Origin of the sequence: Massilia jejuensis (assembly GCF_042656795.1) — a bacterium.
GTDB lineage: Bacteria > Pseudomonadota > Gammaproteobacteria > Burkholderiales > Burkholderiaceae_D > Telluria > Telluria jejuensis.
Window position 1 is genome coordinate 70,986 of sequence record NZ_JBHSMS010000021.1, and the last position, 10,494, is coordinate 81,479.

Annotated in this window: 11 protein-coding genes and 1 pseudogene; 5 read left to right on the plus strand and 7 right to left on the minus strand. The window is 68.9% G+C overall.

Going from position 1 to position 10,494, the window contains the following annotated elements:
• Positions 1-82: 82 nt before the first annotated feature.
• The 4 genes from ACFPOU_RS05570 to ACFPOU_RS05585 are packed head-to-tail and all read left to right on the plus strand — an operon-like array spanning position 83 to position 3,450.
• A complete protein-coding gene (locus ACFPOU_RS05570; RefSeq protein ID WP_379718027.1) occupies positions 83-958 on the plus strand; it encodes a branched-chain amino acid ABC transporter permease in 876 nt (291 codons plus the stop codon).
• Positions 955-2,007 (plus strand): branched-chain amino acid ABC transporter permease, encoded by a 1,053-nt coding sequence (locus ACFPOU_RS05575; protein ID WP_379718029.1) that lies wholly within the window; start codon positions 955-957, stop codon positions 2,005-2,007. Before ACFPOU_RS05570 ends, ACFPOU_RS05575 begins: the two co-directional genes overlap by 4 nt.
• Positions 2,004-2,756, plus strand: a complete 753-nt coding sequence (locus ACFPOU_RS05580) for an ABC transporter ATP-binding protein (protein WP_379718031.1) — start codon at positions 2,004-2,006, stop codon at positions 2,754-2,756. The genes ACFPOU_RS05575 and ACFPOU_RS05580 overlap by 4 nt, the downstream gene beginning before the upstream one ends.
• Positions 2,749-3,450, plus strand: coding sequence for an ABC transporter ATP-binding protein (locus ACFPOU_RS05585; RefSeq protein WP_379718033.1), 702 nt, complete (start codon positions 2,749-2,751; stop codon positions 3,448-3,450). Before ACFPOU_RS05580 ends, ACFPOU_RS05585 begins: the two co-directional genes overlap by 8 nt.
• A 31-nt stretch (positions 3,451-3,481) precedes the next feature.
• Here ACFPOU_RS05585 and senA read toward each other — a convergent pair whose 3' ends face one another.
• Positions 3,482-4,681: a selenoneine synthase SenA gene (gene senA, locus ACFPOU_RS05590; protein WP_379718035.1), complete on the minus strand. Its 1,200-nt coding sequence runs from the start codon at positions 4,679-4,681 to the stop codon at positions 3,482-3,484.
• 157 nt (positions 4,682-4,838) lie between these two features.
• On the opposite strand from senA, the gene ACFPOU_RS05595 reads away from it, so the two are divergent.
• Positions 4,839-5,744, plus strand: a complete 906-nt coding sequence (locus ACFPOU_RS05595) for an alpha/beta fold hydrolase (RefSeq protein ID WP_379718037.1) — start codon at positions 4,839-4,841, stop codon at positions 5,742-5,744.
• Positions 5,745-5,780: 36 nt separating this feature from the next.
• Here the strand turns inward: ACFPOU_RS05595 and ACFPOU_RS05600 are convergent, their stop codons facing one another.
• The 6 genes and pseudogenes from ACFPOU_RS05600 to ACFPOU_RS05625 form a co-directional block, all read right to left on the minus strand.
• On the minus strand, positions 5,781-6,464 hold the full coding sequence (locus ACFPOU_RS05600; protein ID WP_379718039.1) for a hypothetical protein: 684 nt from the start codon (positions 6,462-6,464) through the stop codon (positions 5,781-5,783).
• 320 nt (positions 6,465-6,784) lie between these two features.
• Positions 6,785-8,137 carry an acetate kinase gene (locus tag ACFPOU_RS05605; protein WP_379718041.1) on the minus strand — a complete coding sequence of 451 codons (1,353 nt, stop codon included), beginning with the start codon at positions 8,135-8,137 and terminating at the stop codon, positions 6,785-6,787.
• Between the two features lie 23 nt (positions 8,138-8,160).
• Positions 8,161-8,649 (minus strand): hypothetical protein, encoded by a 489-nt coding sequence (locus tag ACFPOU_RS05610; protein WP_379718043.1) that lies wholly within the window; start codon positions 8,647-8,649, stop codon positions 8,161-8,163.
• Positions 8,650-8,804: 155 nt separating this feature from the next.
• Positions 8,805-9,497, minus strand: a complete 693-nt coding sequence (locus ACFPOU_RS05615) for a C39 family peptidase (protein ID WP_379718045.1) — start codon at positions 9,495-9,497, stop codon at positions 8,805-8,807.
• Positions 9,494-9,946 (minus strand): hypothetical protein, encoded by a 453-nt coding sequence (locus ACFPOU_RS05620; RefSeq protein ID WP_379718047.1) that lies wholly within the window; start codon positions 9,944-9,946, stop codon positions 9,494-9,496. Before ACFPOU_RS05620 ends, ACFPOU_RS05615 begins: the two co-directional genes overlap by 4 nt.
• Positions 9,947-10,022: 76 nt before the next feature.
• Positions 10,023-10,494 (minus strand): annotated as a pseudogene (locus tag ACFPOU_RS05625) (hypothetical protein); the annotation flags it as partial.

Here is a 10,494-nt window from a genome sequence, read left to right on the forward strand (position 1 = left end):
GCCGCAGCGCGATAACAGCGAGCACGAGCCAGGCAATGAGCCAGTACCAGCGACATGCGGGGCCGCGATGGGCGGGAATGCGATGGGCGACTTGATCGGCAACTTCGTCGGCGTCCTCTTCGACGGCATCGCCTACGGCAGCCTGCTCTTTCTCATCAGCGTCGGCCTCTCGGTCACGATGGGGATGATGAACTTCATTAACCTCGCGCATGGCGCCTTTGCGATGGTCGGCGGCTATGTCTGCGTCACCTTGCTCGGCGCGCTGGGCTGGCCTTTCCTGGCCACGCTGCCGCTGGCCTTCCTGGCCGCGGCCGTCGCCGGCCTGGTGCTGGAACGCGCCCTTTACCGCCGGCTCCATCAGGCGACCCACCTCGACCAGGTACTGTTCTCGATCGGCCTGACCTTCATGGCCGTGGCCGGCGCCACCTTCCTGTTCGGTCCGACCCAGCAGCCGGTACAGCTACCGGACTGGCTGCGCGGCCAGGTCCGGGTGCTGGGGCTGGACCTCGGCTCCTACCGCCTGTTCCTGATCGGTGTCGTCGTGCTGGTCACGCTCGGCCTGCACCTGCTGATCGAGCGCACCCGCTTCGGCGCCCGGATCCGCGCCTCGGTCGACAACCCGACCGCCGCCGCGGGCCTGGGCATCGACGTCGGCCGCGTCTTCTCGCTGACCTTCGCGCTCGGTTCCGGCCTGGCCGGCCTGGGCGGCGGTCTCGGCATCGACGTGCTCGGCCTGGATCCGGGCTTCCCCTTGAAATACATGGTCTACTTCCTGCTCGTCGTCGCCGTCGGCGGCGCCGGTTCGATCAAGGGGCCGCTGATCGCGGCGCTGATCCTCGGCGTATTCGACGTGGCCGGCAAATACTATCTGCCGGAAGTGGGCGCCTTCGTCATCTACACGCTGATGGTCGTCCTGCTGGTCCTGTTCCCATACGGTTTGGTGCGCAGGAAAGCATGAGCGCCTTTTCCACCCCCACCTTGAAGGACGAGAGCGCCGGCGCGCCGGCGGCCGGAGCGGCAACCGGCATGCACGAATCGATGCCGCGCCTGCCGAACGACCGCTGGAAGCGTCTCGAGATCGTGTTCTGGCTGCTGCCGGTCGCCGCCTATTTCCTGTTCCCGGATTACCTGGTCCTGATCAGCCAGGTCATGATCATCGGCCTGTTCGCCCTGTCGCTCGACCTGATCCTGGGCTATGCCGGCATCGTCTCGCTCGGCCATGCGGCATTCTTCGGCCTGGGCGCCTACACCGCCGGCCTGCTGTCGGTGCATGGCTGGGGCGAGCCCGTCTCGGGGCTGTTCGCGGGCGCCATCGTGGCCGGCATCGCCGGCTTCATCGCCAGTTTCCTGGTCGTGCGCGGCCAGGACCTGGCGCGCCTGATGGTCACGCTCGGTATCGGCCTGATGCTGTTCGAGGCGGCCAACCAGGCCGCCTTCGTCACCGGCGGCGTCGACGGCCTGTCGGGCATGGTAATGGGGAACCTGTTCGGCACCTTCGAGTTCGACCTGCATGGCAAGACCGCCTTCTGGTACAGCCTCGGGGTGCTGTTCATCCTGTTCGTGTTCATGCGCCGCCTGGTCAACTCGCCTTTCGGCCTGTCGCTGCGCGGCATCCGCGACGGCGGACGGCGCATGCCGGCCATCGGCGCGGACGTCGGGCGCCGCCTGAGGGCGATCTTCACCATCGGCGCGGCGATCGCCGGCGTGGCCGGCGCGCTGCTGGCGCAGACCACCCAGTTCGTGGGCCTGGACGTCCTCGGCTTCCCGCGCTCGGCCGAACTCCTGGTCATGCTGGTGCTGGGCGGTACCGGGCGCCTGTACGGGGCGCTGGTCGGCGCGGCGGTCTACATGGTGGCCCGGGACCAGGTTTCGGGTCTCGATCCGGCCTACTGGCAGTTCTACATCGGCCTGTTCCTGGTGCTGATCGTGCTGTTCGCGCGCGGCGGCATCATGGGCGGCGCGGAAAGGATCTTCCACCGCTTCTCCAGGCGCAGGGGGCCGGCATGACCGATACCCTGCGTACCGAAGCGCTGTCGAAACGGTGGGGCGCGTTCCAGGCCAATACCGGCCTGTCCCTCACGTTCGAGCCGGGCGCGCGCCACGCGCTGATCGGCCCGAACGGGGCCGGCAAGACCACCTTCATCGACCTGCTGACCGGCGCCTGCGCTCCCACCGGCGGCAAGGTATTCCTGGGCGCAGACGACATCACCGGCCTGCCGCAACATGAGCGCGTGAAACGCGGCATGACGCGCACCTTCCAGATCAACACCCTGTTCGCGGGCATGACCGTGCTCGAGTCGGTGGTGCTGGCGATCTGCGAGCGGCGCGGCCTGCATGCGACCTGGTGGAAAACGGTCGAGAACCATGACGAGGTCGTGGCCGAGGCGCTGGACTTGCTCGCCACCCTGAAGCTGGCGAACGACGCCCATGCCATCACGCGCAGCATGGCCTACGGCAAGCAGCGCCTGGTCGAGATCGCACTGGCGCTGGCCACGAAACCGAAGATCCTGCTGCTGGACGAACCGTCGGCCGGCATTCCCGCGGCCGAGAGCACGGCATTGTTCGAGGTGATCGCCGCACTGCCGCGCGACGTGACGGTGGTCTTCATCGAGCACGACATGGGCCTGGTATTTCGCTTCGCCGAGCGCATCACGGTGCTGGTGGGCGGCAAGGTGCTCGCCGAAGGGACGCCGGCCGCCATCGCCGCCGATCCGCGCGTCAGGGAAGTATACCTGGGCGAGGCCGAACATGGCTGAATTGCTGGCATTGGACGCGGTCAGCGCCGGCTACGGCGAATCGACCGTGCTGGAAGACGTCGGCTTCGCCATGAACGAGGGCGACAGCCTGGCCCTGCTGGGCCGCAACGGCGCCGGCAAGACCAGCCTGCTGCTCACCCTGATGGGCCTGACGCGCCTGCACAAGGGATCGATCCGCTGGGGCGGTCTCGATCTCGCGCGCATGCCGACCCACCAGCGCGCGCGTTCGGGCCTGGGCTGGGTGCCGCAGGAACGGCACATGTTCCCCTCGCTGACGGTGGAAGAACACCTGACGGTGGTGGCGCGCCCGGGGCCGTGGACGCTGGCGGGCATCTATCGGACCTTCCCGCGCCTGCACGAGCGGCGCGCGAACCTGGGCAACGCGCTCTCGGGCGGCGAGCAGCAGATGCTGGCCATCGCGCGCGCCTTGATGACCAATCCGCGCATCCTGCTGCTCGACGAGCCGATGGAAGGGCTGGCGCCGATCATCGTGCAGGAACTGGTGCGCATCATTCGGCGCCTCGGCGCCGACGAAGGCCTGTCGGTGATCGTCGTCGAGCAGCATGCGCGGCTCGCCTTGTCGCTGGCCGCGCGCGCGATCGTCCTGGACCGCGGGCGCATCGTGCACGACTCGGACAGCGCCAGTTTGCTGGCCGATCGCGAGAAGCTCGACCGGCTCGTATCGCCGGCTTGACCCATGCCACGGCGCAGTCGCGTGCCAACCCTTAGCCGGCGCAGGTCCGAAAGCCCACGAACATGTCGTCCCGCCAGGGACCGTAGAAGTTGCGGAAATGCGCAGAGCGCAGCCGCTCCGGCGTCGCGAACGACGCTCCGCGCAAGCTCTGGCAGTGGCCGAAGGATGGCTGCGAGTACTCGCGGTAGCGGTCGGCCGCGAAGCCGGGGTAGGGCAGGAAGGGCGACGCAGTCCATTCCCACAACTGGCCCCAGGCGAATCCTGGCGCGCCCGCGGCGGCCGCGTATTCCCATTCTTCTTCCAGCGGCAGGCGCCGGCCAGCCCAGTTGCAATAGGCCTGGGCCTCGTACAGGCTCACGTGGCGTACCGGCTCGGCGGGGTCGAGCGCGGCCAGGCGGCCGAAGCGCACCGTGCGCCAGTCACTTTCCGTCCCGTCCCGGCGCCAGTAGCGCGGTGCCGAACGTCCGCTTTCCATCAGCCATGCGCGCCCGGCCTCGCTCCAGTACTGCGGTTTCCGGTAGCCGCCCGCGTCCACGAAGCCGCGATAGGCCGCATTCGACACCAGGCCGGCGTCGATCGCGAACGGGGCGAGGCGGCAGGGCGCCGCCTGCCGCTCGTTGTCGAACACGAAGCCGCGCGACTGCGCGCCGCCGAGAAGGAATGCAGCGCCGGCGAAGGCGATCTCGCCGCAAGTGCGCGCCGCCGGCGCGGCGGCGCCAGGCGCTGGCGCCGCCGCGCCCAGCGTCTGCAAGGTGTAGAGCAGGGCTTCTCGGTGCATGTCTTCGTGCGCCAGCACCAGGCGGTAGGGGTAGAGCGCCGCATCGTCACCGGGCGTGCGCGCCAGGCGCTCGCCGATCCGGTCCAGCACGTCGCGGCAATAGCGCTTGACCGCGTCGGGCGCGGGCAGGTCGAGCGACCAGCGCGTGTCGTGGGCGACCTGGTTCGAATCGAACCATTCGTCGGCGCGCGCCAGCAGCGAGGGCCGGGCGGCGTCGCCCGGCCGGCTGCTGCGCGCTTCGCGCAGCACGAACCATTCGGCGAACCAGGCGATATGCCCGAGTTCCCACAGCGGCGGGTTCAGGATGGCAAGGCGCGGCACCCGCGCCGCCTGGTCGTGGCCGGCGGCGGCGAGGGCGTCGAACAAGACCAGCGTATGCTGCCGCGCATCGCGCAGTGAGGCATCGAGCGCGGCCGGCTCCATCCGGCGAAACGATGTTGTGTCTTCGGTCATACGGCCATTGTACGATCTTGGCCTCGCCTGGATAGCAGTCTGGCCACTTTTATTGGAGCGCGCGTGCAAGCGGTACCAGCAAGCGGTACCGATCGGCACGCGCGCCCGGCGCGATGGGCTACCATTGGCATGACTCCAACCATCTCGTGGACCAGCCATGGCAAGTACCGCACTCTTTCCCGCATTCCGCGCACGCGACATCGAGGTCGCGCCCGGCGTTTCCATCCATGCGATCGTCGGCGGCAGTGGCCCGCCGCTGCTGCTGCTGCACGGCCACCCGCAGACCCACGCGATCTGGCACCGCGTCGCGCCCGCCTTGTGCGAGCGTTTCACGGTGGTCGCCTGCGACCTGCGCGGCTATGGCGACTCGTCCAAGCCGCCCGGCGACGCCGAACACACGCAGTACAGCAAGCGCGCGATGGCGGCCGACATGCTCGCCGTCATGCGGTCGCTGGGCTTCGCGCGCTTTCGCGTGCTGGCCCACGACCGCGGCGCGCGCGTGGCGCACCGGCTGGCCGCGGATCACCCGCAGGCGGTCGAGCGCATGGTCCTGCTCGACATCGCGCCCACGGTAGCGATGTACGCCCAGACCACCGAACAGTTCGCGCGCGCCTACTGGCACTGGTTCTTCCTGATCCAGCCGTCGCCGCTGCCGGAGCGCCTGATCGAAGCCGACCCGGCGGCGTACATCCGCGACGTCATGGGGAGCAGGAGCGGGGGCCTGGCCCCCTTCGATCCGCGCGCGCTCGGCGAATACGCCCGCTGCCTGGCGCTGCCGGGCGCCGCGCACGGCCTGTGCGAGGACTACCGGGCCGCGGCCGGCATCGACCTCGAGCACGACCGCGCGGACATCGCCGCCGGGCGCCGCTTGCCGATGCCCGTGCTGGTGCTGTGGGGCGCGCAGGGCGTCGTGCATGCCTGCTTCGACCCGCTACGCGAATGGCGCCAGGTGGCCGATCGGGTCGAGGGCGAAACGCTGCCTTGCGGGCACTACGTTCCGGAAGAAGCGCCCGAGCAGTTGCTGGCGCGGGCCATGCCTTTCCTGCTGGAAGCGGACGCCTGATCGCGCGCCTGTCGGGCCTGCCGAGCCGCCGCCAGGTCACGCCAGCTCATAGCGTGCCCGGTAGGGCTGGAACCCGACCCGGCGCTTGAAGTCCCGCAGTCCCGGCTGCGCGCCGAGAAACGTGTCGTACATGAAGTAATCGACCTCGCGCTCCTCGATCAGGCGGCAAATGATTTTCAGGAGCAGCAGGTACATGATGCCGTCCTGGTTTTTATAGCCCATCAGCTGGTCGGTAGCGACAAAGTTGCCGTAGCGGCCCATGCTGCAATACGCCACCAGGCGCCCGGCGGCATCGAAGACGCCATTGCATTCGACATGCGCCGCGTTGTCGAACGCGTTTTTCTTGATCCGGTAATGCGGGTCCATCGGCCGGCCCTGGCGCTGTTCGCAGGAGGTGTGGATGGCGTGGATCTCGTCGATGTGGTCGTTGCGGTCGATGCTGCGCAGCTGATAGCCGCGGGCGGCGGCCTTGCGGCTCTGCGGGCCGGCGTGGCCGCTGCGCCGCACGCTGTGCAGGTAGCCGCCCGGGTGGCCGCCGAAAGCGGCCAGGTCGATCAGGGCGATGCCCAGCGTCTTGTTGCGAATGACTTTATAGCGCGGGTGGGGACGGGTGAACAGATCGTGGGCGCGGCGGATGCCTTCGGGATTGCGCCCCTGCTCGAAGCGCAGCCTGGCCACGGGCAGGCGCGTCAATTGCAGCGCCAGGCCTGCGACATTCATTACCCTTGCAAGTAAATCGGGCGTTTCCATGAGCCCTCCTCATGAATACCGTGGAGTGGACCGTGCCCGCCGGGCCGGGTGTCGGCCTCCGACGCGAGGCGGCAATCACCGCTTGACGCCGCTTGAAGGCGCCTGTGTCGAATGGCGCACCGGCGGCGTACGTTTTATGGATATCCCTGTCAGGTCAGAGTCGCAAACAACTGATCAGTTCCGGCGTGACAGATGATCTTGCGCAAACGGGAGAGTGGGAGCGGTGGCGTCAGGGCCAGGAGCAAGAGGGGAAATGCCGCCGGGCACAGCGCGTGCCCGGCGCGTGACAATCAGAACGACATCGGCATCCTTACCATCAGGCTGACGTCCGGCGTATCGCGGGTCAGGCCGGCGCCGACGGCCACGCTGAGCGTCTTCTTGTCGCTCAGGCGGTAGGAATAGCCGATCAGCAGGGTGCCGAGCTGCGTGCGGACCGAACCCGGCACCGTGCGTCCGTCCTGCTTGGTGCGCGCGACCGAGTTGTGGTCGTAGCCGACGCTGAAGGAGGCCTTGTCGTTCAGGGCCAGGCCCATGCCGAAATTAAAGCCGATCACGGCGCCCGGCGCGACTTTGCCGAGCCGTTCCTTCTCGCCGCCCAGCACCGTGCGCGCGACCTCGCGCTTGAAGTTGTGCAGGTAGCTGAAGCTGCCGAAGAACACGGCCGGGTCGGACGGGAACAGCCAGGTCAGGCTCGGCTGCAGCGAATAGAAGCCGGAACCGGTCGGCAGGGTCAAGGGCAGGCCGCTGCCGGTGACGTTCTCGCCGATGCAGCGGCGCTGGCAGTCGGTGGTCACTTCGAACGGGTCTTTCCCGGTACGCGACTTGAAGCGCAGGCCGCCGATGAAGTAAGGCTTGTCGACGCCCCCATCGTTGAGCTGGTAGCGCGCCGCCAGTTCGACGTCGCCGATGGCGCGGCCGCTGGTTTCGAAGGCGCGCTCGACTGCCGTGCCGGTGAACACTTCGCGGCTGACGGTGGCGTCGCTGCGGTAGACATAGGGCAGCTTGGCCTCGACCTCGATCCGGTTGGACAGGCCCGTGCGCAGCGTCGCGGTGGCGGTGGTGGTGTTGCGCTTGACCTCGCGCACGTCGATCAGGCCGATGAGCAGGGCGGGAATGACGGTATAGCCGACCAGGGCCACGCGATTGCTCGACGAATAACCGTACTGGATGGCCGGTTCGAACACGTACTTGCCGCGCTGCGTCAGCACGCCCGGCTGCTCGAAGATCGGCGCGACTTCGCGGGTGCGGCTGTCGCTGGCCGGTGCGCGGCCGACGGCGGCCGTGCCGGCCGCGGCGGCGGGCGCCGGCGCGCCGGCAGGGTTGCCCGCCGGTACCGCCGGCGCGGCCGGCTGTTGCCCGCCGGCGCCGGTGCCGCGGGCGGCGTCGAGGATCTCGTGCGGGACGGTGCCACCGGCCAGCATGGGCGGGGTCCGGATGGCCGGCGCCGGTGGCGCCGCGGCGGCGCGTACGGTGCGTGTCTCGCGCTCGAGTTCCTCGATGCGCAGGCGCTGCGCATCGAGCTGCTGGCGCATCGCCTTGACCTGTTCCACCAGTTCCGCGACGGATTGCGCCCGCGCCGGCAAGGCGCAACACGTTGCGCCGACGGCAAGCGCGCCAACACATAGCGCCGAAATCTTCTGCATGCGTCTCTCCAGTGTGTGCGCCGTCAGCGGGGTGCGACGGCGGTTGACAAGGCATCGTTCAGGCTCGTTCCAAAATTTAGCGCGCGTAACATCCCGGCTGTATTCACGGTGGCGTTGATCGACGTCTGGTGCTTGATCATCTGGTCGTTGAGGCTGTTCTGGATGACGGTGCCGCCCAGCAGGTTGGCCGCATTGCCTGCCATCGTGCGCACGTCGCCGTTCTGGATCAGGCGCAGTTCGCCGACCGCCTCGCGCGAGAGCGCCGCTTCGCCGCGGGCCAGCTTGCCGATGTCGCCGAGCTGCATTTCCGTGCGTTCGACCACGTTGCCGTTGATCGTCACCATGCGTTCGAGGCCGAGCTTGACGACGACGCCGTCGGCCGTCAGGAAGCCGCCGCGCGCCGCGTCGAGCGTGGCGCTGTCGACCGCGTTGGCGGCGTCGAAGGCCGGCGGCGCGGCCGCGGCCCGTCCCGCCAGCGACAGCAACAGCAGCAGGGGAAGCGTGGAGCGCATCGTGTGTCCTTAAAAATCTATCCGGTTAGGAAGTGAGTCGTTGCCGACGCGCGTGACGGGCGGGTGCTGCGTTGCCCGTCGTTGCGGCCTGCTCGCGCCTTGCTCCCGCTTGCCATGCATCGCCATCGCCTTCCTTCTTCCTGCCGGGGTGGGTTCTAAAAATCGCCGGGGCCGAATTTCGGCAGGCCGTAGGTGGTCTCCTGCGCGCGGCTCGCACCTTCACCGAGCGGCGCGCGTGGGGCATTGCGCCAGTCGGCGGCCAGGTTGAAGCCTGGTTGCACCGGTCCCTCGTGGATCACGAACAGGATCCGGTTGGCCCAGAGCGCCTCGAAGCGCGCGCGCGGCATGAGGCGCGTGCCGCGCGACGGGTCGCCGAGCAGGATGCGCCCGTCCTCGGCGCCCTTGACCACGACGAAATGGTGATAGCCGTTGTCGGCAATGAGCACGATGGCCGGCAGCTTCGCTTCAATCAGTTTGTCGAGCGGCAGCTGGAAGCCGTTGGCGGTAAAGCCGCGCTGCTTCAGGAAACGCTGCATGTCGAGCAGCGAGAAGCCCTCGCGCCGGATCTTTTGCTGGTCGCCGGTGGCGAACATTTCCTGGAAGGCGGCCTGTTCGCTCACGGGGGTGCCGTAGTGATGGGTCAGCAGCGTGGCCAGCGCGGCCGAGCCGCAGCTGAAGTCGTACTGCTGGCGCAGCGTGGCCTGAAAGCGCAAATCCTTCATGCTCTTGACCGGCATCGCGCCGACGCGCATCCCGCTCGGCAGCGACAGCTCGGCGGCTTCCGGATTCATCGCTGCGCCCGGGCCGAGCAACAGGGCGAGGCTGCAAGCAAGAGTACGCGGCTTCATTGGAACTGCAGGTTGATGACCGTGGCGTTCTGGATCAGCACGTTGGCGCCGCTGTTCTGGATCACCACCGGGATGCCCGACATGCTGGCGAACGAGCCGGCGTCGATCGTGTTCGATCCGGTCTGGACGTTGAAGGCGCTGTTGTTCGCCACGTCGCCGTTGAGCTTGGTGTCGTTGGTGACGGTGTCGGCGCGGCCCCGCTCATGGGCGAGCTTGTGGAGATCGACCGCGCGGGCGGTGGCGCCGCCGATGGAAACGGTGTCGCCGGTACCGGCTGCAACAGCCGGCAAGGCCTGGACGGCCCGCTCGGCGCCGTCGATGGCAGGCGGCGCGATCTGGCTGGCGTCCAGCCGGACCGGTTCGCCTGCGCAGGCCGGCGCGGCCAGGATGGTGGCGAGCGCCAGCGCGCAGCCCTGGGGTAATTGACTTAGTGCGAAAATCTTGTTCATCGTATCTCCCTGGATCCGGAAAACTGCCGCGCCGGGAAGGGCGCGGCAGTCCGTTCTGACGCTGTCCCCGTTCGGCTCACGGGCCGACGGACAGATTGCTCTGGACGTTGACGCTCTGCTGGATCAGGGACGAGAAGCCGTTGTTCTGGCTGACCACCATCACACCGGCGGCCGATTGACCGACGCTGGTCATGGCGTTCGACATGTCGAAGGCGCCGGCGTTGACGGTGTTGGTGCCTCCCGCGCCGCCGGTCGCCGCGCCGCCGGCGCCGCCGGTGCCGGTGCCCGCGGTATTGGTGCCGCTGGCGCCGCCCGTGCCGCCGGTGCCGTTGCCGCCCGAGCCGCCCGCGCCGCCGGTGCCGGCCGTCGCCGTACCCGAGGTCGCCGCGCCGCTAGTGGCGCTGCCCGTGGTGGCCGCGCCGCCGAATGCGCCTGCACCGCCCGTGTTCGATGCCACGCCGGTCGAGCCGCCCGCGCCGCCCGCGCCGGCAGCCGCGCCGGCACCGCCGGTGCTGGTGCCCGCCGTCGCCGCGCCGCCGGCGCCGCCG

What these genes read in the sequence shown, in the direction of transcription:
- ACFPOU_RS05570 (WP_379718027.1), top strand. Translation starts at nt 83, where the DNA reads ATGGGCGACTTGATCGGCAACTTCGTCGGCGTCCTCTTCGACGGCATC.
- ACFPOU_RS05575 (WP_379718029.1), top strand. Translation starts at nt 955, where the DNA reads ATGAGCGCCTTTTCCACCCCCACCTTGAAGGACGAGAGCGCCGGCGCG.
- ACFPOU_RS05580 (WP_379718031.1), top strand. Translation starts at nt 2,004, where the DNA reads ATGACCGATACCCTGCGTACCGAAGCGCTGTCGAAACGGTGGGGCGCG.
- ACFPOU_RS05585 (WP_379718033.1), top strand. Translation starts at nt 2,749, where the DNA reads ATGGCTGAATTGCTGGCATTGGACGCGGTCAGCGCCGGCTACGGCGAA.
- senA (WP_379718035.1), bottom strand. Translation starts at nt 4,681, where the DNA reads ATGACCGAAGACACAACATCGTTTCGCCGGATGGAGCCGGCCGCGCTC.
- ACFPOU_RS05595 (WP_379718037.1), top strand. Translation starts at nt 4,839, where the DNA reads ATGGCAAGTACCGCACTCTTTCCCGCATTCCGCGCACGCGACATCGAG.
- ACFPOU_RS05600 (WP_379718039.1), bottom strand. Translation starts at nt 6,464, where the DNA reads ATGAATGTCGCAGGCCTGGCGCTGCAATTGACGCGCCTGCCCGTGGCC.
- ACFPOU_RS05605 (WP_379718041.1), bottom strand. Translation starts at nt 8,137, where the DNA reads ATGCAGAAGATTTCGGCGCTATGTGTTGGCGCGCTTGCCGTCGGCGCA.
- ACFPOU_RS05610 (WP_379718043.1), bottom strand. Translation starts at nt 8,649, where the DNA reads ATGCGCTCCACGCTTCCCCTGCTGCTGTTGCTGTCGCTGGCGGGACGG.
- ACFPOU_RS05615 (WP_379718045.1), bottom strand. Translation starts at nt 9,497, where the DNA reads ATGAAGCCGCGTACTCTTGCTTGCAGCCTCGCCCTGTTGCTCGGCCCG.
- ACFPOU_RS05620 (WP_379718047.1), bottom strand. Translation starts at nt 9,946, where the DNA reads ATGAACAAGATTTTCGCACTAAGTCAATTACCCCAGGGCTGCGCGCTG.